At 47.5% G+C, this 23,150-nt stretch carries 14 protein-coding genes; 1 reads left to right on the forward strand and 13 read right to left on the reverse strand.

Going from position 1 to position 23,150, the window contains the following annotated elements:
- Positions 1-162: 162 nt before the first annotated feature.
- From MHB54_RS06870 to thpR, 6 genes are all read right to left on the reverse strand, one after another.
- Positions 163-801, reverse strand: coding sequence for a response regulator (locus tag MHB54_RS06870; protein WP_013309148.1), 639 nt, complete (start codon positions 799-801; stop codon positions 163-165).
- 116 nt (positions 802-917) lie between these two features.
- Complete coding sequence (locus tag MHB54_RS06875; RefSeq protein ID WP_028543112.1) at positions 918-2,555, reverse strand: sensor histidine kinase; 1,638 nt, start codon at positions 2,553-2,555, stop codon at positions 918-920.
- Between the two features lie 321 nt (positions 2,556-2,876).
- On the reverse strand, positions 2,877-7,475 hold the full coding sequence (gene gltB, locus MHB54_RS06880; RefSeq protein ID WP_068938671.1) for a glutamate synthase large subunit: 4,599 nt from the start codon (positions 7,473-7,475) through the stop codon (positions 2,877-2,879).
- Between the two features lie 463 nt (positions 7,476-7,938).
- Entirely contained in the window at positions 7,939-8,622 is a 684-nt protein-coding gene (locus MHB54_RS06885; RefSeq protein WP_071559048.1) for a metal-dependent hydrolase, read from the reverse strand.
- A gap of 217 nt (positions 8,623-8,839) precedes the next feature.
- A complete protein-coding gene (locus tag MHB54_RS06890) occupies positions 8,840-9,652 on the reverse strand; it encodes a cell wall hydrolase (RefSeq protein WP_053324848.1) in 813 nt (270 codons plus the stop codon).
- Between the two features lie 111 nt (positions 9,653-9,763).
- Positions 9,764-10,330 carry an RNA 2',3'-cyclic phosphodiesterase gene (gene thpR / locus MHB54_RS06895; protein ID WP_264454064.1) on the reverse strand — a complete coding sequence of 189 codons (567 nt, stop codon included), beginning with the start codon at positions 10,328-10,330 and terminating at the stop codon, positions 9,764-9,766.
- A 227-nt stretch (positions 10,331-10,557) separates the two neighbouring features.
- On the opposite strand from thpR, the gene MHB54_RS06900 reads away from it, so the two are divergent.
- Positions 10,558-11,514 carry a D-2-hydroxyacid dehydrogenase gene (locus tag MHB54_RS06900; protein WP_053324847.1) on the forward strand — a complete coding sequence of 319 codons (957 nt, stop codon included), beginning with the start codon at positions 10,558-10,560 and terminating at the stop codon, positions 11,512-11,514.
- A 4-nt stretch (positions 11,515-11,518) separates the two neighbouring features.
- On the opposite strand, the gene MHB54_RS06905 is transcribed toward MHB54_RS06900, so the two are convergent.
- The 7 genes from MHB54_RS06905 to MHB54_RS06935 all read right to left on the reverse strand — a co-directional run bounded on the left by MHB54_RS06905 (position 11,519) and on the right by MHB54_RS06935 (position 23,149).
- Positions 11,519-12,505, reverse strand: coding sequence for a TRM11 family SAM-dependent methyltransferase (locus MHB54_RS06905; protein ID WP_209941242.1), 987 nt, complete (start codon positions 12,503-12,505; stop codon positions 11,519-11,521).
- Positions 12,506-12,518: 13 nt separating this feature from the next.
- Positions 12,519-13,463, reverse strand: a complete 945-nt coding sequence (locus MHB54_RS06910; protein WP_076157876.1) for an MsnO8 family LLM class oxidoreductase — start codon at positions 13,461-13,463, stop codon at positions 12,519-12,521.
- Positions 13,464-13,532: 69 nt separating this feature from the next.
- On the reverse strand, positions 13,533-14,948 hold the full coding sequence (locus tag MHB54_RS06915; protein ID WP_028543119.1) for a deoxyguanosinetriphosphate triphosphohydrolase family protein: 1,416 nt from the start codon (positions 14,946-14,948) through the stop codon (positions 13,533-13,535).
- A gap of 242 nt (positions 14,949-15,190) precedes the next feature.
- Entirely contained in the window at positions 15,191-16,102 is a 912-nt protein-coding gene (gene nikC / locus MHB54_RS06920) for a nickel transporter permease (protein ID WP_023987407.1), read from the reverse strand.
- Positions 16,103-16,137: 35 nt separating this feature from the next.
- Positions 16,138-17,142 (reverse strand): ABC transporter permease, encoded by a 1,005-nt coding sequence (locus MHB54_RS06925; RefSeq protein WP_053324844.1) that lies wholly within the window; start codon positions 17,140-17,142, stop codon positions 16,138-16,140.
- Positions 17,143-17,171: 29 nt separating this feature from the next.
- Complete coding sequence (locus tag MHB54_RS06930) at positions 17,172-18,827, reverse strand: ABC transporter substrate-binding protein (RefSeq protein ID WP_023987405.1); 1,656 nt, start codon at positions 18,825-18,827, stop codon at positions 17,172-17,174.
- Between the two features lie 452 nt (positions 18,828-19,279).
- Positions 19,280-23,149 (reverse strand): non-ribosomal peptide synthetase, encoded by a 3,870-nt coding sequence (locus MHB54_RS06935; RefSeq protein ID WP_264454065.1) that lies wholly within the window; start codon positions 23,147-23,149, stop codon positions 19,280-19,282.
- Position 23,150 lies beyond the last annotated feature (1 nt).

Below are 23,150 nucleotides of genomic sequence, written 5' to 3' on the forward strand. Positions count from 1 at the left end.
AATGTATACTTTCGGATACGGCATGGTATACTTTTGTACCATGCTTTGTCGATTATGGAAAAAGAAATCGAAAAAAGCCTCAAAATCACAAAGCTTGGTGATTTTGAGGCTTTTCTTTCCACTCGCATATAAAAGTGCAGCGCAGCTTATAGAGTCAGCGCATCATACCATGTTTGTTGGCTCGTACTTCGCCAGACCAATGGCATTGGCATACAATGCTGCCTGCGTACGATCCGCCAGCCGCAGCTTGGCCAAGATCTGACTGACATGCTTTTTGACTGTGAACTCACTGATAAATAACCGCGATGCAATTTCACGATTGCAGGCTCCTTGTCCCAGCTCGACCAGCACTTCCTTTTCCTTTGGCGTCAGGTCGTCCGACAGATTGCCCGCATCTTCACGCAGCTTGTTTTCGAGAATAGCCGGATCATAATATTTGCGTCCTTTGTTGACAAGATGAATCGCGTAAATTAATTCCTCAGGCAATGCTTCCTTAAGCACATAACCATCCACGGAAGCTTCCTCTGCTTTCAGAAAATCTTCACGTGTTGCGGAAGAGGTCAGCAAAATAAATTTGCTTCTGAAACCACGTCCGCGCGCTATCTTGATAATATCCAGCCCCGATTCATCAGCTAGTTTCAAATCCAGCAGCACCAGATCCGGATCTGTTTCCTCGATCACCACAAGTGCTTCCTGTTGATTCTGGGCCTCTCCCGCAAACTGAACATTGGGCTGCATGGATATAACCGCAGCGAGTCCTTTCCGTACTAAAGGATGATCATCGACAATGACAATTTTCATGATTCGGCCTCCTGTCTACAGTTCAGGATTTGCATAATCCCTATGTATCCGATTGTTACCGCAGATTTTGTATTGCAGAATGTTCACGCATTTTATTCGAGGATTTTGCAAAATCCTCATTCATAAGCATTTACCGGAATGGACAATCGGATCTGTGTTCCCTCTCCGATTCGACTTGAAATATCAAATTCGCCTCCCATCGATTGAGCTAAATATTCCATATTCATCATGCCCAGGCCCCCGCCTGCACTGACCGCCTCACCTCCTGCTACCATTCTCGCCGTCTCAAACCCTACTCCGTCGTCATGAATAGACAGTCTAATCACTTGGGGCGTCAATTTTAACTTCACATCAATTCGCTTGGCCAATCCATGACGGATTGCGTTCCCCGCCGCTTCGGAAATGATGCGGAACAAAGCTTTTTGGTACAAATACGGAAGTGAATAATGATCACCATGAATGTCAAAATCAATTTGTACATGGTTCAGCTTGGAGAGTGTATGGAGATGACTTTTCACCGTCCCTAACCAAGTTGAGCCTCCGCTTTTTTTCGAGCTTAGACTATGAATCGCCCCTTTCAGCTCTCTAACCGCTTGGTTAGCAGATTGCTGAATTAGATCAATTTGCTCCTCCACCTGCTCCTTTGGCTGATGACACCAGGTTTGCCGGAGAGAATGCGTTGCGTACACAATACCAAAAAGACTTTGAGAAACATTGTCATGCATTTCATTTGCAATTCGGTTCTGCTCATTCGTCACAATCAGCTGATTTTCAATACGCTCCAGCTCATAGCGCTCCAAGAACACAGCGCTCAGCTCAGCCAAGAATATCAGTTGTTGCACGAGCCAGCGTCTTCCTGTCAGACTTTGATCCGGGCCCAGCTTGAGGCCAATCGTCGCTACAAAACGGGTCGTCATCGGTACTGTGATCATGAGGAAATCGCCCCATTCTGGCAGATGTCTGAAAAATGGTTCACGCTCTTCCCTGAATTCCTCCCGATAATTCCCCAGCTCCTCAAATAGCTGCTCCTCCTCCTCTACCGTCCAGCCTGTCTGGCTACTTTCCGGTGCATCCTCCTCCTGACTATCCAGCCAGAAAAATGCACGGCTCTGCTTTGTTAGCTTGACAGTATAGTCTGAGATGACCTGGCCGAGATTTAAAGCCTCATTGTGGCTGGTCGTCTCCATGATGTGGTAAATCGACTTGATATGATCCATCGTCTCATTGGCTTGTTCTTTAGCCACCTTCAGTTCGTCCTTCATGACGCCGATAACCTGCATTGCCATCGTAGTTACGATCAGTACCAGAAACAAATTGATATTCTGCAATATAAGATCCCACAAAAAATATTGACCTGGTGTAAAAAAGATATAACAAAATGTAAGCACCAAGCCGATATAAGAAAGGAGGAGTGTCCAACTGTATCTCATAGACAGATGAGCACAAGCCACCAGCATGGGAGTAATCACATACCATTTGAACGGGCTATCCATCCCTCCGGTTGGGAATAACAACAAAATGATCCCTGCTGTTTCTAGTGCAATGCTGCATTTCAATACCATATCATGAAGTCTGTATTTACGGTAAATCCAAGTAAATGCTGTAACGGATAAAAATAGAAAACCAATCAGTAATAGCTTCTGCCACACGATTAACCTAGATGATTCGAACAGAAAAACAAGTGACGTTAGAGATAGTGATACATAACGGTATAAAAAAATCATTTTGTCTTCTGCTGACTTCCTCAACTTCATCCTGTCACCCTATTCTGTGTTTTGAAGGGACGATGGGCATATTAGGTTTGTTTGCGTACTCTAAAAAAATCATAACCAATCCAAAAATAAATAACAAGACATAAACTCTTACGTAAACGGTTACATTCCAAAAAATTTGGTACTTTTTATAACATATTTACCGTTTCAGGAAAACATTTTGGGGGTAATGTCAGAATTTATGACGTTTGTCAAGGAAATGAATCACATTTTTAGCAACCTAAAAAAGACTTGCTGGTACCACCGTGATTATAACAGCGGTATTCAGCGAGTCCTTTTTTAGTAAATTTGGTAGTCTACATTTTAGCCCCCGGCACGCGCCAATTCACGCATATTGGCTTCAAATGCTGCCAACAGAGCTTCATCTCCGCTCAAACCAGTTGCCTCTTCTTTTTGGATCTGTTCAACCATACGCTTGTAATCCTTTGGAATCACCCGTACAAACTGCTGAATCGCAGTCTGCCAATCATCCAAAATACGTTGTCCCGCTTCACTACCCGTGTAAGTGACATGGCGTTGAATCAAGCCGCGCAAATCCGCTGCTTCTGCAGGTTCTTCCACACCTTCCAGCAACACCATTTCCAGATTACAACGGCTCAGGAACGTCCCCTCAGGGTCATAGACATATGCAATACCTCCGGACATTCCGGCTCCAAAATTCCGTCCGGTTCCACCCAATACCGCTACACGTCCGCCCGTCATATATTCGCAACCATGATCCCCAACGCCCTCAACTACAATACGTGCGCCGGAGTTCCGAACGGCAAAGCGCTCGCCTGCGATTCCGCTAATGTAAGCTTCACCGCTGGTCGCTCCATACAAGGCTGTATTTCCGATAATAATGTTCTCTTCTGCCTTAAAGGTTGCTTTGTGAGACTTTTTCACTATAACCTTACCGCCAGATAGCCCTTTACCGACATAGTCATTGCTATCGCCTTCCACGCTCAGCGTGATGCCTTTCGGAATAAATGCCCCGAAGCTCTGACCTGCCGATCCAATAAAGTTAAAGCGAATCGTATCCTCTGGCAGACCCGCCGCTCCATACTTACGGGTGACCTCGCTGCCCAGAATCGTTCCTACCGCCCGATTTACGTTTGTAATAGGTAAGGTACCCTCAACAGGCGTTCCGTTCTCCAGCGCTTCCGCAGCCATCGGTACGAGCTGCTGCATGTCGAGTGTTTCTTCCAGACCGTGATTTTGGCGTTGTACGCGGTAACGTACACTACCTTCTTCCAACTCAGGAACATGCAACAGCAAGCTCAGGTCTACGCCCTTCTTCTTCCAATGCGAATCGGCGTTCACGGTATCCAGACAATCCGTACGTCCAATCATTTCCTGAATTGTACGGAAGCCCAATTCCGCCATAATTTCACGGACATCTTCTGCGATGAAACGCATAAAATTCACCACATGGGCAGGATCGCCCATATAATTTTTGCGCAGCTCCGGATTCTGCGTAGCCACACCAACCGGACATGTATCCATTTGGCATACCCGCATCATAATACAGCCCAACGCCACGAGCGGCGCTGTAGAGAAGCCGTATTCTTCCGCGCCCAACAGGGCAGCTACTACCAAATCGCGGCCAGACAGCATCTTGCCGTCTGTCTCCAATACCACGCGGTCGCGCAGGTTGTTCAACATCAGCGTCTGATGCGTCTCCGCCAGACCCAGCTCCCAAGGCATACCTGCATGGCGAATGGAGCCTTGCGGGGAAGCGCCTGTACCACCGTCGTAACCGCTGACCAGAATAATGTCAGCACGGCCTTTTGCTACCCCTGTAGCAATCGTGCCTACGCCTACTTCTGACACCAGTTTCACGTTAATGTCAGCACGCGGATTGGCGTTTTTGAGATCATAGATGAGCTCTGCCAAATCCTCGATAGAATAAATATCGTGATGCGGCGGTGGTGAAATCAAACCTACTCCTGGCGTAGAACCACGTACCTCAGCAACCCAAGGGTATACCTTACGTCCTGGCAGTTGTCCACCTTCACCCGGCTTCGCGCCTTGCGCCATTTTGATCTGAATTTCGTCGGCATTCACCAAGTAATTCGATGTTACACCGAATCGGCCTGACGCTACCTGCTTAATCGAACTGCGACGAGAATCGCCATTGGCATCCGGAATGAAACGTGCAGGGTTCTCCCCACCTTCACCCGTATTGCTCTTGCCACCGATCCGATTCATCGCAATCGCCATATCTTCATGCGCTTCCTGACTGATCGAGCCAAAGGACATGGCTCCTGTCTTGAAGCGACGCATAATGGATGCAGCGGATTCCACTTCTTCCAGCGGCACAGGCTCACCCGTAGGCTTCAACTGAAGCATCGAGCGGATCGTTAAATGCTGTTCCGTTTCGCCCTGCACCAGCTTGGCGTATTTCTTGTATAACTTGTAGTCTCCAGAGCGAACCGACTGCTGGAGCAAATGCACCGTTTGCGGGTTAAACAAATGCTCTTCCCCGTCGTTACGCCATTGATAGTCGCCGCCCGAATCCAGCACTTTGTCGTTGCCGTCCTTGTCGGTGAAAGCACGGTTATGATGAACGAGCGCTTCCGTAGTCACTTCCTCCAGACCGATACCGCCAATGCGGGAAGGTGTCCAGGTGAAATAACGGTCAACAAAATCCTGTTTCAGACCTACAGCCTCAAAAATTTGTGCTCCACGGTACGACTGAATCGTGGAAATACCCATTTTGGACAATATTTTAACGACACCCTTTGTTGCCGCTTTAATATAATTTTTAACTGCCTTTTCGTGCGAGATGCCGCGCAGCAAGCCCTGCTGAATCATGACATCCAGCGTTTCAAAAGCCAGATAAGGATTAACCGCGCTCACACCGTATCCAAGCAGCACCGCATAATGGTGAATATCCCTTGGCTCCCCGGACTCCAGCAAAATGCTCACACGTGTACGTGTACCCTGCTTAATCAGATGGTGATGCAGGCTGGAAACAGCTAGCAACGCCGGAATGGCCGCATTTTCCGCATCCACTCCACGGTCGGACAAAATCAGGATGTTATGACCTTTGTCAATGACACGGTCAGCCGCCTCAAACAATCCTTCCAGCGCCTTGCGTAAGCCCTCAGCACCTTCCTTCGCTTCAAAGAAGATCGGAATTGTCATTGATTTGAAGCCCGGACGGTGTACGTGGCGAATTTTGGCAAACTCCTCATTCGACAACACCGGCGAATCCAAACGAATCTGACGACAGCTTTCCGGTTCTGGATGCAGTAAATTGCGCTCTGGCCCAATCGTAGTTGCGGTTGACGTTACAATCTCTTCACGAATGGCGTCAATCGGCGGGTTCGTGACTTGGGCAAACATTTGTTTAAAGTAATTGTACAAACGTTGCGGACGATCAGACAGCACCGCCAATGGTGCGTCGTACCCCATTGAGCCAATCGGTTCTGCACCTGTAAGTGCCATCGGCTCCAGAATTTTGCGCAGTTCTTCAAACGTATATCCAAAAGCGAGCTGAAGCTGATTTACATTTTCATGTTTAGGCTCCGGCTGTTCTAGTGCTTCCGGCAGCTCATCCAGATCAACCAAGTGCTCATCCAGCCATTGCTGATAAGGTTCCTCGGAAGCGATACGTTCCTTTAACTCTTCGTCAGAAACGATACGGCCTTCTTGGGTATCAACCAACAGCATACGACCCGGACGGAGACGATCCTTATAGAGCACATTTTCAGGAGCAATATCCAATACACCCGCCTCTGAAGACAGTGCGATCAGATCGTCCTTGGTCACATAGTAACGTGCAGGACGCAGACCGTTGCGGTCGAGAATGGCTCCGATTTGGATACCGTCTGTAAACGCCATCGCAGCAGGTCCGTCCCACGGTTCCATCATGGTGCTGTGATATTCATAAAATGCTCGCTTCTTCGGGTCCATGGTTTCATGCTTGTTCCAAGGCTCCGGCACCATCATCATGGCTACATGAGGAAGGGAACGTCCGCTCAGATACAGAAACTCCAGCGTATTATCAAACATGGCTGTATCGGAGCCATCTGGGTTAATGACTGGTTTTACCTTCTTGATATCTCCACCAAACGCTTCGCTTTCAAACTGCGCCTGGCGAGCATGCATCCAGTTCACGTTGCCGCGCATAGTATTGATTTCACCGTTGTGAATCATAAAACGATAAGGATGCGCACGGTCCCAGCTCGGGAACGTATTCGTGCTAAAACGGGAATGGACCAGCGCGATCGCCGATGTCACCCGCTCATCCTGCAAATCCAGATAAAATTTGCCTACCTGCTCGGTTGTCAGCATTCCTTTGTATACAACCTTGCGACATGACAAACTTGGAATATAGAACGACTCACCGTTCTCATCCTCTTGGTTATAGCGAATAGCAAGCTCTGCACGTTTGCGAATGACATACAGTTTCCGTTCGAAGTCCAGCTCTTCCTTCAGATCGCTACTGCGACCGATGAATACCTGACGCACGCCCGGTTTAGCTGCTTTTGCCGATTTCCCCAGCATTTCGTCATAAGTTGGAACATCGCGAAAACCCAAACAATTTTGACCTTCGTCCACGATGATATCTCTTAGCTTCTGCTCATGTACCTCACGAACTTTGGGATCATTGGATACAAAAAGCATACCAACGCCATAATGTCCGGCCTTTGGCAATTTGAAACCCAATCGCTCCGCTTCCTCTTGAAAAAACAGATGAGGGACCTGAATCATAATCCCTGCTCCGTCACCGGAGTTTGGTTCACTTCCCTGACCGCCCCGATGCTCCATATTCACGAGCATGGTCAAAGCCTGACTTACAATATCGTGCGATGGTTTTCCCTTGATGTGGGCAACAAAGCCCATGCCGCAGGCGTCTTTTTCGAATTGGGGATCATATAGTCCCTGTTTGGGTGGTAAACCTGTCTGTCTCATGGAACGCAACCTTTCTGTTATAAAGTCATGCTGGCCTGAAATACAGGCGGCCGAATAGAAGACAGTGGCAACAAGAGGTAACTCAAAGAACAACTACGAGGAATGGGGGACAAAACATGTGACGTATTCAAGGCGGTACGGTCCGCTGAATGCGTATGTTTTTCAATAATTATGCAATGGCTTGACTTGAAAAATACGTCGATTCCACTGATGAATCTAATTAGTTCTATCATTTTATCATTGACCTATCATGTTAGCAATTCAAAGTTTTTATGATTGTGATAATAAATCTTTTACATTACAGCTTCAACGTATCAATGCAAAAATATCTCATTTTTATGTATAAATATTCACTTTTAAAAAACAGCCTTTCCTATTCCTCTAAGGAACAGAAAAGGCTGACAAAGGAGATTTGATGAGTTTATAGACCATCAAGTGTATTCCCGCAAATCAGATATCCGTATTAAAATTCGAGACTTTCGCCGGGCTTCAATGCTTTCCCTTCAATGCCTTCTTTGTGTAGACGATCACAGAAGCCGTCTCCGTCCTGCTCAATACCCGGGAACGTATTGTAATGCACCGGTATTACGCGGCTTGCACGCAGCCATTTTGCTGCCAGCAGTGCATCCTCCGGTCCCATCGTATAACCATCTCCGATCGGCAATACCGCAGCATCGATGGAGTTAGTTTCCCCAATGAGACGCATGTCGCCAAACAGGCCAGTATCCCCTGCATGGAAAAAGGTTTGGCCTCCCATGGTCAATAAAATCCCCGCCGGCTCTCCCATGTAAACGGTTTGTCCGTCCACCGTCAAAGATGAGCTGTGGAACGCAAGCGTGAATTTCACATGGAAACCGTCAAAGTGGTGACCCCCACCCAGATTCATACCGTGAGCTTTGGCTCCCAAGGATGAACAATATTCAGCCAGTTCCGCGACCGCGATTACTGGACAATCATTGCGCTTGGCAATTTCAACAGCATCTCCAAAATGATCAGCATGACCGTGTGTCAACAACACGGCATCCACCTGAATATCATCAGCTTTTACGGTTGCCTTAGGATTTCCCGTCAAAAAAGGATCAATAATAATCCGTTTCCCCTCTGCCTCTACCAGTACAACTGAATGTCCATAATATGTGATTTTCATATCACCTACGCCTCCTTTGTCACTTTCATTATTTTGGTTACTTTCCTTTACCTATTATACCTCTTTTGCATACTGGCTTCACCTGTACCACAAAATCCGTTCACAAAGCTGAACCCTATTGTTTAGAAAGGGCTGTTATTTGTAGAAGGCTGCCAACTAAACCGTTTCAATCTATACATTACTGATTTGAAACGCTCATGGGTTTTATGCCAAATGCTCATTTATAAAAGGTATGATGACCGATAGTTTTCACCTTGGTACGCGAATGATGAACCGTAAGGTCCTGGGCTAACGTAAGCGACAGGAAAAAACAGGTGTTATCAGGCACGGCTTTATGGCCGTTCAAAGCAGCAGTAACCGCACGGATGCTGTCCTGGTTGGGCTGAACACGACGAAGACGCCCGTTCGCGACCGGACTAAATTGCGCTTTTTGATAAATCACTGCCTGAATCGTATCGGGAAATGGGGCTGACCGCAGCCGGTTTAAGACAACGTTGGCAACTGCCACTTTGCCTTCGTACGGTTCGCCTTCTGCTTCTGCCATCACTATTTTTTGCAGCAGGAGCAGTTCTTTAGCGGAGACAGGATAGCTCCAGGTAGACAACGCCTTGTCATCCTGAGTGAGCATTTTTGTCTTCGTAAAGTAGATGGTTGTAGGAGGGGTTAGGATTGCGGACTTGCTATGCTGGACCTCAGGCTTTTTCTTGCCTGTAGCAACGTTATTCCGAGCTTGTTCCGCCTGCTTCATCTGGGAAGCGGGTAACGGTGTCGGCATGATTTCTTTCCAGCTTGGCTGCCCATGAGCAGCGACAAAGATGGGGCTTGTCCTGTTTGACCCGTTATGGGTCCCCATCCTGTCGCCATATGAAGGAGCCGAAGAGTTCCCTGACCAGCTCAGAGATTGCATAGGTGTATTTTTATGATTTTTCTGTGTTTGCTGAACCTCAGCGTAGAGGCCTATCCCCAATATACAAACAAGCAGCACACTCAAAAGAGGTGCAAACCAACGATGTTCTTTAACGATTTCCATAATGTTCCTCCCGTTAACTTTAAGCACATTCCTCAGATATGTAACCCAAAATGCGCCTTTTGAATAACGCTGAAACACTATATCACTAAATTCGCTGATAGATCAAGGCTTTCACCTCATTAATGGGAATGTTTGAATTATTTGGTACATTGGTTTTTGACCCATTCGGGTTGCATATAAAACAAATTCTCCCACTTCCCACGGCTCGCTGCATCGGTCTTTTGACTGCCAAATAGACGGTGGAATAGGCTTTTCTCCTGTGTACGAACGTGCTAGGGTGATATGAGGTCGATAAGGTCGTTCCTCGGGTTTAAAACCCAGCGGTTCCGTAGCCTGGAGTATGGACTGGTACAGTTGATCCAGTGACTCACGCTGCCCGGTCACTCCCCTCCACAGTACACGCGGAAATTCTTCACGGCCAAAAAAACCTGCTTCTCCAATGCCGAGTGTGAACGGGCCATGCTCAGCTGCAGCTTGAACTAAAACCTGCTCAAGTTTCGGTATAACCGAGGTCTCCACATCACCCAAAAACTGAAGTGTCACGTGGTAATCTCTGAAATCACTCCATTTGCGAAAAGTCAGGTCTTTTAAATCCTGCTCCACCCAATCATGTAATTTCTTCTTATGCTCATTTGGGAGAGCAATAGCTGTAAAAAGTCTTTGCGATTCATTTTTCATCAATCTATACCTCCTTTCCTAATAGATATTTGTGGATATCTCAAAAAGTAGCTGTTTGGATTGTCCCTAATCAGGGTAAAGCCATTTGTTGTTATATATAGTGACACCGCGAGCTCGTTTTTACCCTAATTATGCAATTTTTTCGGCAATCTGTTATTCTTGAAAGGATGGTTCGCCAGAATATATTAGAAACTCCAAGGAATCAAAAATCGAGGAGGCTATGAACTATGGGAAACATTTTAAGCTTACATCAACTTACGGAAGAGCAAAAAAAACAAGTTCGTGCAACAGCTCCGGGCTACGAGTTGATTATTGGCAAAGCTCAAGAATTGGAGTCTAAACAAATCCGGGAGGCCGAGGTTATTCTAGGCTGGTCAAAGCATATTGCCGAAGAGGCGTTACACCCAGACAGCAAACTGAAGTGGATACAAACCTGGTCGGCTGGAATTGACAAGCTACCGCTTACCGAATTGGAGAAGCGTAACATTTTACTAACGAATACAAGTGGTGTGCATGCAATTCCAATTACAGAGCAGATTTTTGGAATGCTGCTATCGCATACACGTTATTTACAGCAAGCAGCTCTCTTGCAACGTCAGAAAACATGGCAGCCACCGAAAGGCCAACTGACGGAATTACGTGGCAAAACGCTGTTGATTACAGGCGTTGGCGAAATCGGCCGTGAAACAGCGCGGATTGCAGAAGCCTTTGGCATGCGGGTGATCGGAGTCCGTCGTTCTGGCAAGGAAGCTCCCCATGTAGAGCACATGTATACTAACGAACAACTACACGAAGCATTGGGAGCAGCGGATATCGTGGTAAATATATTACCATTCACCAAGGAAACCCATCACTTCTTTGACGAAAAAGCATTTGCAGCTATGCGTAAGGGAGCCTTCTTCATTAATGTAGGCCGCGGTGGCACCGTTCATACGGATGCGCTTGTACGCTCTTTGGAGCAAAAGCATATTGCCTTTGCCGGACTGGATGTATTCGAGGAAGAACCGCTACCTGCTTCACATCCGCTATGGAGTCTGGACCATGTCTTGATCACACCGCATATTGCAGGCGATACGGACCGATATGCCGAACGGGCGGTAGATATTTTTCTTACTAATTTGAATGCCTATGCCGCTGATCAGGAACTGCCGCTGAATTTGGTTAACTACAAAACTCAGTATTAACACACTACTTACAGATCCAGATTTCCCGACTCATACCTGTCTTATGTATGCGGCATTGCTCCGTAAGGGTCCAACCTGAGTCGGATAACAATGTTTCCATCGGCTCCGTGCTCACGACCACTGCCCGCGCGGCCAAGCGTCTCAGACTGCGCAGCATCTTCTTTTGTTCATCAGCCGGGAGCACGGAGCACAGGTTATAGGGCATATCCAATATGGCCGCATCGTATGTGCCTTCGAGCATATTCATATCCCCCAGCTTCACTAGATCTTCTTCATATCCAAAATGACGCAAATTCACTCGTGCCCCACGCACCGCCAACGGGTTGATATCACAACCGCGAATATCCTTTCCCATACTCAATGCCTCAATCATTACATTGCCCATACCACAACACGGGTCTAGCAGCTTCAATGAGCCTGGCTCTCCCTTTGCTGCTGTTAGATCAGTTGCTGCCAAATTCACAAGTGCTCTGGCAACCATAACGGGTAGTCCAGTAGAATAGTTTTGCGGCTTCTGACGACGCTCCTGCCACGATCTGTCGCTATACTGACACGTGCCCAGTAGCCACCGTTCTCCTATCCGAATAACACCAAGGGTGATATCCGGTGTCTTCATTTGCGCCTGCCCATGAATGCGTGCACCCATTCGGCGTTCGATCCCGCGCCGCTCGTCATAGTCGGCCTCATGGTCACCTTCTTTAAGGCACAACACCTTGAAAGTCTTTCCTTCCTCAAGTTGTAACATAGAAGCTGCTTCGCATAGCTCTTCCAGCGTTCCCGCATCTGTCATTACATCCAGCCTAAGATGAATAAACGGGCTCGTCCCCGGCTCCAGACGCCGATGGGACAATAGGATGAAGTCCTGCACGGGCGGCTGACCGAACAAGCATTTTAATTCCAAAAAACACAACTCACGCTCTGTTTCATGACACGCATAGGTATATATGTAGCTTGGTTTCATTTCTTCGATATTCGTTTTCTGTTTATTCATGTCATATCTCTTTTCATTTGGAATCAAGGTTAGAATTTACAGCCTCCGCTATTAGACGGTAGGAGTGAAGCCGCTGATCATAATCGGGAATCGGTGTGACCAACAGAAACTCATCATTATCATATTTAATCTGCAAGCCGCGTAACCGTTCGGCAATATCCGACGGCGTTCCCACCAGCCAGCTGGCTCGCATTGCCGGGTCGCCCAATGAAATCTGACCAGCCCATTGCTGCGCCAGTTCATTCGTCAAGGCACATACTGCTCCTACAGCAACCATGGTACGTGGCTTGTCCATCCGGTTGGATGGCTGAAAGCTGAAGCGGTAAATGCTTAGCATTTCTTCCGTTTGCTGTTCACTCATAAACTGACCGAATACATAGCCTGTTGAATACTGGGCGGCATATTCGGCACTCTTTCGGTTTGTACCCAGCATCCACACTGCTGGCGGCTGTTCAGGCATCGGCCGGGCAAACACAGGCACCTGTTCATATTCGTAAGTACCTTCCAGCAAAGCCAATAGAGCTTCCATCGTCTGTGGCAGCTCCGTCACATGTTGAAGAAAATTACCGCTCAGTGCCATTGAAGCATGAGGTCCACCACCAGGTGCTCTCCCCAGGCCCAATTCGACTCTGCCAGGATATAGAGCAGCCAGCAAATGAAACCATTCCGCGACCTTGACTGGACTATAATGCGGGAGCAAAATAGCACCCGCACCCAGTTTGATTGTCTTCGTCACCGCCCCGATATGAGACAGCAGCACTTCCGGGCTGGAGGAAGCCAGCCCCTCCATATCATGGTGCTCCGAGGTCCAGTAGCGTGTATATCCCCATGCTTCTGCCTGTCTTGCTAGTTCACCAGCTCGTTGAACCGCCTGCTCCGGACGGTTACTGGGCAGCAACGGCACCATATCGAGCACACCGAGATTCAACCTTTTTATAGATAAAGACTGAGATTGCATAGACACATTCCTCCCTCCTGCTATCCATTACAAACCAGTTCCTTCTACTATATAGGGGTAATTTAAAGGTCAATCCAGATCATAAATCGAACCCACCTTCAGGCCGTATAACTCATTATAGATTTTTTCAGCAAAAGCATCGGTCATGCCTGCAATATAGTCTATGACCATATGCTCCCATGTCCAGATCGGTTTCGCCTTGGCTTGGTCGCGCTCATAGCGCTGGAGCCAGTCGCTTGGAATAATAGATTTGGACGTTTCCGGGTCTAGAAAAGCTAACCACAGCCGTCTGAGCATCCACTCACTCCGTTTTTGCAGTCGCTGTACGCGCAGATCGCGGATCATCGTAACCCAAGCAAAGCTTTTCAACACACTCACAGTGCGCAGCATATCCAAATCTTCGCTTCCATCCCGTACGAAGGTCACCTTTTTCCAATTTCCATCCTCAATTACACCCAAGCTGCTGACAAACAGGCTGACCCAGTATGCCTTCACTTCACGGCGGGTACGGGAATAATCGTGTTCACACATCGGCATCTTGCCGTTCCACACCTTCAAAAATTCGCTCAGCACAGCCGCTACCTTCTGCTCAATCTGAGCCAGTTGCCAGCCTTGCCAGAAGCTATCCTCCAACGTGGTGATTTTCTCCGTAATCAGACGAATTAAATACGGATCATATAAGAAGTGCTCATGTACCTCGATTTTCCCAGCCTTAATCCCGTCCTCCAGATCATGCGCAGAATAAGCGATATCGTCGCACAGGTCCATAAGCTGGGCTTCCAACGTTTTTTTACCATCAGGGATACCCCAATCCTCGCGGATGGAACGTATGTATTCCCACTCATGCAGGTACAACCCTTTTTTGTTCAGAATCCCCGGGTACGGGTATTTGTTGATCCCGAGTAACACAGCGTCCGACAAATTCAAACCATCCACGTTCTCACGCTTCTCCAAAAACATAATCAGCCGGAAATTGTGCGCGTTCCCTTCAAAATGCTCATAAATTCGTCGCTCACGCGCATAGGCCTCCTGTCCACGCTTAGACTCCGGTGTGAAGCCTCCGGCAGAGGATATCTTTTCTACCTTTGTTTCAATCAGTTGATCCAAAATCCCGTCCAGCACCTCTTCCCCCTTGTGTCCGAACGGTGGATGGCCAAAGTCATGTGCAATGGAAGCACATTCTACCACCTCAGGGTCAATGATCAGTCCTGCGTTATCTGCCTGTTCCAGCTCTACTTCGGGATGGCGGCGCAGCAAGCTTCGGGATGCTTCACGCGCAATTTGCGCTACCTCCAAAGAATGCGTCAGTCGTGTGCGGTAATAATCGCCCGTGCCTGCGCCAAATACCTGTGATTTACCCTGCAACCGACGGAAAGTCGGTGAATGGATTAAACGGGAGTAGTCCCGTTCATATGCGGCCCGTGAAGCGTCGCTTCGTGTCTGTTCCGCAAATTGCCGATGCTCTCTCTTGTCCTGCCATGTCATAAAGCCCACTCCCTACGTACTCAATTGGAGTGATTATACATTTTTTTTGCGCCTCAGGAAAGCTCACATGACTTTCAACTGTAAAAGTTACTTTTAGCGTCACTGCGCAGTCGGATTGTGCTTTCGAAGCGAGTATCCTACGGAAAGCTCTTAATGTCATATAAAAAAGGTGTTCCCCAGCCATTTGATTCAGGCCAGAGAACACCCCTTTACTCAACTTTATATACCTCACCACTTTTGCTCTAACGCTTCGCCCTCGGGTCAAGCACATCCCGCAGGCCGTCCCCCATTAGGTTAAAGCCCAATACGGTCAGCATGATAGATACCCCCGGAAAAATAACTGTCCACGGCGCGTTCTGGATATATTGCCGCGAATCGGACAACATTTTACCCCACTCTGGCTCAGGAGGTTGTGCACCCAAGCCCAGAAATCCAAGCGCTGCCGCTTCAATAATGGCCGTTCCGATCCCCAACGTTCCCTGTACGATGATCGGTGTCAGGCTGTTAGGCAAAATATAACGGAGGATGATTCGTGTATTATTGGCCCCAAGCGCTCTGGCAGAAGTGATATACTCCTCCGTTTTGACACTCAGCACCTTAGATCGAACCAACCGTCCATATGTTGGCACATTGACAATGGCAATGGCATACAACGCATTTTCCAATGAAGGTCCTAGAATGGCCACAATGGCAATGGCCAGCAAAATCCCCGGAAATGCCAGTAAAATGTCGAATAGCCGCGAGATGACCATATCTGCCCATTTTCCGTAAAATCCTGCAATTAAACCTAAGGCTGTTCCTACAATCATTGAACCAATAACAGACAAGAAACCGACCCACAACGAGATTCTGGCTCCATACAGCGTGCGAGTCAGTAAATCTCGACCGAGATCATCCGTACCGAACCAATGCTCCGCAGAAGGAGGCTGCAAACGGCTCACCAAATTTTGCTCTTTATAGTCAAAAGGAGCAATCCACGGCGCGATCAAAGCAATGATGACAAAGAAGATAATAATGCTCAGGCCGACGAACGCCATTTTATTGTGACGGAAAGCCCTCCATGCGTCTCTCCAAGGGCCAGTCACAACAGGCAAATGCGCCAATGTGCTGCGTGTCGTCGGTATGTTGTTGGGTTCCATTGAAAATTGTGACATCGGACAAGCTCCCCCTTGAACAATTGGCGACTTGATTACTGATAACGGATACGCCGGTCGAGCACCGCGTACAGCAAATCGACAATCAGATTAATGATGACGAACAGGAACGCAATGATCAGAATTCCGCTTTGAATAACCGGATAGTCGCGCGAGCTGATCGCTTCAAAAATGTACCGTCCGATGCCAGGCCAGGCAAAAATGGTTTCTGTCAGTACCGCGCCTCCCAGTAGTGAGCCAGTCTGAAGACCGATGACAGTAAGTACGGGGATCGCAGCATTTTTAAGCGCATGTTTGTATACGACTTGAAAAGATGCCAGCCCCTTCGCCCGAGCTGTACGGATATAGTCCGCATCCATAACCTCCAGCATGCTGGAACGGGTAATGCGCGCAATGACCGCCATTGGAATCGTTCCAAGTGCGATACTGGGCAGGATCAAATGCTTGATGACGGTCCACACCTGATCCATACGTCCACCTATGAACGCATCAATCACGGCTAAATGTGTCACAGCTTCCACCGGATCACGAGAATTCATGCGTCCGATGGAAGGAAGCCAATGCAGTTTATTTGCAAAGATCCATTGCTCCATCAAGCCCAGCCAAAAAATCGGCATCGATACTCCGACCAGGGCAATGACCATACTGACATAGTCAAACCAGGAATTTCGCTTCCAGGCACTCACGATGCCGGCGTTCATTCCGACTACTACAGCAAAAAACATGCTTGCTACTGTCAACTCCAGCGTAGCCGCCAGATAAGGAAGCATTTCCCGGGCAATCGGCTGCCTGGTACGAATGGAATCGCCCAAGTCCCCTTGTGCCAGCTCACCTAAATAGGTCCCATATTGCTGTAACCACGGCTTATCCAGCCCCAATTGCTCACGTAGCGCCTGCTTGGACTGTTCCGTAGCCTTATCTCCCAGTATGGTTTCCGCCGGATCTCCCGGAATGGCATGAATAATGGAAAAAACGATGAGCGTCATGCCCAGTAATACAGGAATCAATATAGCCAGTCTTTTTACAATATATGAGTTCATATCCTATTCACCGCCTGCTTGCGTTTGGGCTATTCAAAATAAATATTTCCGTACGCTTCAATACCTGCCGGAGAAGGTACAAAACCCTTGAGGTTCGCTTTACCTGCCATCAGCGGTGTGCTATGAACCAATGGAATCCACGGCGCATCCTGTTTAATAATCACTTGTGCTTGTTTATAGAGTTCCCCACGCTTGTTCTGGTCGACCTCAACCTGAGCCTTCACCAATATTTTATGAAGTTCCTCATTCACATAAAAACTGCGGTTATTGCCTGGAATCGTATCCTTGTCCAGCAATGTATAAAGAAAATTATCCGGGTCACCATTGTCCCCGTTCCATCCCAGCATATACAGATCATCCTTTTCCCCCGCCTTAACATCATCCAGATACGTAGCCCATTCCGGGGATTGGATGTTTACTTTGACGCCTATTTTTTCAAAATCGGCTTGAATGGCCTCTGCCACCTTTTTGCCGTCAGGCATATAAGGACGAGATACGGGCATTGCATAGAAGGTTAACGGCTCGGGAAGCCCGTTAGGAAAGCCCGCTTCCGCTAGCAAAGATTTAGCCTTATCCAGATCATAGGCGTAGTCCTGAATACTATCGTTGTACCCCCATAACGTAGGTGGCATCGGATTGACCGCAGGCTTAGCCTGCCCTGCAAACAATGCATCAATAATGGCCTGCTTGTTCACTGCGTGATTCAGTGCCTGCCGCACCTTGGGATTATTGAAGGTTTTTTTCTTTAAATTAAAGCCAATGTACGCCACATTAAAGGAGGGACGTTCAATTTTCACCAACTCGCTATTACCGTCTAACTGCTTTGCATCATCCGGGTTCAAATCCTCCATCAGGTCAATTTCCCCGTTTTGCAGAGCATTAAATCTCGCGGTATTGTCGGGTATGGAACGAACAATGATCTTAGCCAGCTTCGGCTGCCCCTCTTTCCAATAGTTTGGATTCTTCTCCAGCGTGATGGTATCGTTCCGTTTCCATTCCTTAAATACAAAAGGACCCGTGCCGACCGGATTACTCTTGAAATCAGCCTTTTTCTCCTGAATAGCCTTGGGACTTGAAATACTAAAGGATGGCATAGCGATATTTTGTAAAAACGGCGCCTGCGGCTTGTTTAGTGTAAACTGGACGCTGTTCGCATCTACCGCTTTAACCTCCTTAATCACCCTACTTCCTTCAGGACCGAACATAGAATCATAATAGTCAAACGAGTCACCTTCAAATTTGTATGGACTTTTCGGATCAGCCCAGCGGTCAAAGTTAAACACAACCGCTTCTGCGTTAAAATCACTTCCGTCATGGAATTTTACACCCTGACGCAGCTTGAACGTATAGACCAGTCCATCTGGTGATACTTCCCAGCTCTCTGCAAGCCCCGGTTGGATCTCCGTTGTGTTTTGCTTATATTCCAGCAGTGTGTCGAACACTTGCATTCCGATTTTTAGCGACTCGCTTTCAGTCACAATGGCAGGATCTAGCGCCACGGAATCTCCGCCGCGTCCATAAATGAGTGTGTCCTGCACGCCCTCTCCTGCTCCGCTTGGTGTTTTCCCTGCCTCTGGCTTTGCTCCTTCACCTGATCCCCCACAACCGGAAAGCGCCAAAACAGCTCCTAGCGCAAGCACCAGCAGAACGGTCCAGATTTTGTGTTTTGCATACTTTTTGCTCATGCAGCAAACCCCTTTCACACCTTATATATTGTTAATTCGTTGATACCGGATGAATGCCAATTCCTTTGGATTGACATGACAAGCTTGTCCTCAAGCTGTGGTCCCAAGTTCCGAGTTCATCAAATAGGTGTAGTAGGACAGAAGTTTTCATAATCTAGTGGTGTAAGAGATGCTGTAGGGTAATGAATAGATGTGATGTAATAAATAGAAAGAGGAGTATGTGAGGTCGTGGTGAAAGTGTGATATATACTCACAAACAGTGAATATTATGCTCAAACAAAGTTGATTATTGGATACTTTACTATAAAATCTGGAAGCATACAAGGGGGTTTTTCATACATTACGATATGTTTTTATACATCATGTCAATTAATATTACAAACCAACTTACACGATCATATCAAATAAATACTCCTGCTTGGGGTCTTCAACCTCCAAGCAGGAGCATAATCTTACCTCAAAAATGTATTCAGCACCAAACCTACAGACACGGCTTGGGCTCCTTTTACGATAGAGAAATGATCGCCAGGCACTTTATGCGTGAACATTTCCCCCTTACAATACAATTCCCATCCTTTATATCCTAATTCCCAGGTATGTTCTGAAATAAACAAACATACAGGGGCCTTTACAGCTCGATCGGGCTGGTAGACATGCTGCATTTTCACCCAATGATTCACACTTTTAAAGCGTTCTAGTAATTCACTTCGTCCCAACTCATTAAATTCTGGTAGCAAGGGGAGTACACTGGCTGGAAATGCTCGCTTCCACTGCGAAAAATCCAACGTTTCTTCCATCCTCTCCAGTTCCTGAATATGGTGGTCCCAGTGATCTTCCTTGCCATACTTCAAAGGTGGCAGTGTGTCCAGAATGGCCAAAAGTTCGACACGTTCTTCTTGTTCTTCCAATTGTCGCGTCATTTCGAAAGCAAGCGTTCCCCCCATACTCCACCCCGCAACATAATACGGGCCTGTTTTCTGAATACTTTTCAATTGATTCACATATCGGTGTGCCGCTTCCTTCATCCCGGCTGTTTTATTTTCAGCAAGAATCGAAGCATCCATTTTTATGCCCCAATAATTCCAAGTAGCTGTAAGTCCGTTGACCAATTCCATGTAGCAACTGACATCCAAGCTTCCATCATGGATGAAAAAAAGGTGCTTATCCTGCGCTGTGCCGGGCTTTAAGAGAACAAGCGTGTCTGCTCTGGCTGGAAACACACTTCTTTCCTTTCCCTGCAATGCACTTGCCAGTAGGCGGATAGTAGGAAAAGTAAATAATTTGGTGAGCGGCAGGTCTATCCCTAACTCACGCAAAACTAGTGAAACCAGCTTGGTAGCCTTGAGCGAGCTTCCTCCCAGGGTGAAAAAATTGTCCGTTACACCAATGCGTTCCGTCGGCAGGTTCGTGGGCAGAACCATCGACCAGATGCGAACCAGCTCCTGTTCCAGTTCATTGCAAGGAGGGACATATTCATTCTCCCGCAGTGCTTCAAGATCAGGCTCTGGCAACGCGTTCCGATCAACTTTGCCATTCACATTCAGTGGCAAACGCGGAAGTCGGATCAGACAGGCAGGAATCATATAATCCGGCAAATATGTAGCCAGCTCCAGCCGGACTTCTGCCTGTGACATTTCAACGTCGGAAACAAAGTAAGCACAGAGGTATTTGATCCCGTCGCTGTGCTGACGAACAAGCACGACTGCTTCCTGAATCCCCTCTATATGTGCAAGCCGAGCCTCTATCTCGCCGGTTTCAATACGGAAGCCCCGAATTTTGACCTGGTGATCCATGCGACCCAAAAATTCAAGCGTTCCGTCAGCCAGCCATCGGGCACAATCTCCAGAACGGTACATACGCTCTTCTGGGAGCCAGGGATGAGAAACAAATTTGGCTGCCGTTAATTCCTCCCGAGCCAAATAGCCACGCGCCAATCCTTCACCTCCAATGCACAGCTCACCCGGCACTCCAATGGGCTGAAGTTGATTGGACGCACTCAGGATATAAAGCTGTGTGTTGGCGACAGGCTTGCCAATCGGCACGTTATGGTCATAGTCCTCCTGAATCGTATGGAACGACGTAAAAATTGTATTTTCCGAAGGACCGTAGGCATTGACAATCGTTAAATCCGGCTGGGCGGCGCGAAGGAGCTTCATATGCTGCGGAGACAAGGCGTCTCCCCCGGTCATGATCAATCGAAGTCCAGTAAAGATGGAAGGTTTCTCATCAATCAGCTGATTTAGCAAAGGAGCCGTGAACCATGCCATCGTGATTCCATACTGTGCCATCCTCTTGCCGAGTATGTCGGCAGATAAAAGCTCTTCTTTTTCAATGAGATACAAGGTTGCCCCGCTCAGCAGTGTTCCCCACAGTTCAAAAACCGACACATCAAAGGCCAGGGAACACGTCTGCAATATTCGATCCTCTTGCGTAATAGCCAACGGCCCTGGCTCTAACACTAGGCGAGCAAAGGATTGATGCTCAATCATTACACCCTTTGGTTGTCCTGTAGACCCTGAAGTATAAATAATGTACATCACATTGTGCGCCTGATTGCTGTCCTCCAGATTACGGGGTTCTCCCGTATAGAGACTATGGTCTGTGAGCAGTAACATGTCCACCCCAGGAAAGCGTCTGGTGCTGGCAGTCGGTAGAAGGCATATTTTCGCCTGACTATCCTGTAATAGATATTGAATCCGTTCATCTGGGTAGAGCGGATCAATCGGTAAATAAGCGGCCCCGGCCTTCAAAATAGCTAAAATACCAACAATCATCTCCAACGCAGGCGTAGCTAAAATACCGACGACATCTTCTGCCTGAACTCCCTTTTGCCGTAAAACCCGCGCCAATTGATTGGCACGTTCATTTAATTCATCATACGTTAGTTGCTTTTCTTTCCACCTCACGGCTGGATGGTCAGGCGTCCGTATCACTTGCTGTTCGAACAGTCGATGGATGGTTACCCCATGCGAATTTTTTTCGTATGCATTTTTGCTGTGGGTCTGATTAAAAGTATGAAGTAAAACGGTGCGCTCTTCTTCTGTAACCATATCAATGTCTTCGATCCGAATATCGGGTTGTTCGCCAATGATTTCGACAATTCTGGCAAAATGCCGTAGCATACGGCGGGCGCTTTCCTCCGTAAACAACGCTTTGCGATATTCCAGTTCCAGTCCGATACCCTCCTGCATTTCGTATGCATACAAGGTGATATCAAATTTAGCGATTTTATGTTCAAAAGTATAAGGAGAAAACGTGACCTCTGTTGCCTGCACGACAGGCTGCGGTACATTTTCCAATACAAAGCAAGCATCAAATAAGGGATTACGACCACTGATTCGTTCAGGATTGACCTGCTCCACCAGCATATCAAAGGGGTAGTCCTGATGCTCAAACGCAGCAAAAGTTCGGTCTGCCACTTCTTCCAGAAAATCAGAGAACCGCTTGGTTCTCTGCGGTTTCTGACGCAAGGCGAGCGTGTTCACGAACATGCCCACAATCCCTTCAAACTCGGAATGAGTCCTTCCGGCGACAGGTGTTCCGATGACCAGATCCTCCTGTCCGGCATATTTGGACAGAAGGATGCTGTACGCGGCGAGTAGAACCATATACAACGTAACATTGTGCTGCAAGCATAATGCACGCAAGGAGTGAACCGTGTTAGCTTCAATCGAGTACGATACGATCCCACCGCTGTAATCAGACCTTAAGCCTTTTTCATCCGTAGGCAACGACAGCAGAGGAACATCCTCTGTAAATTGGTTCAGCCAAAATTCACCCTGTTTCTGAATATGAATATCGCTTAATTGATCGTTTTGCCAGATCGTATAATCGACATACTGAAACTCTAATGGAGCAAGCTCCTGTCCCTGATATAGAGCCATCAGCTCTTCAAATATAATGTTGATGGTTACCGCATCCGCGATGATATGGTGGATATCAAACAGGAACAGAATCTCCCCATCAACCAAAGGTACAAGCTCAGCCCGCCATAGAGGGGCCTCGTTCAGATTGAACGGACGGATAAACTCGTTAACAAGCTTATCCGTACTCTGATCCGAACGTTCTCTATAGGGAATCGATACATCGATGGATTCATGGACGAGTTGTAAAACCTCGCCGTCCTTTTGAATAAAGGACGTTCGCAAGCCCTCATGACGTTCTGTCAGCCTACACCATGCTCTGTACAGCCGCTCTGGCTCCAGCGCTCCTTTGATGATTCGAATGCTGGGCATATTATAGATGATGTTAGGTCCGAGAAGATCATGAATCAGATATAGCCGTTTTTGCGCCGAAGATGTTTCATATCCTTCATAATGCATG

The organism is Paenibacillus sp. FSL M7-0802 (genome assembly GCF_038004945.1).
GTDB classification, from domain to species: Bacteria; Bacillota; Bacilli; order Paenibacillales; family Paenibacillaceae; genus Paenibacillus; species Paenibacillus polymyxa_B.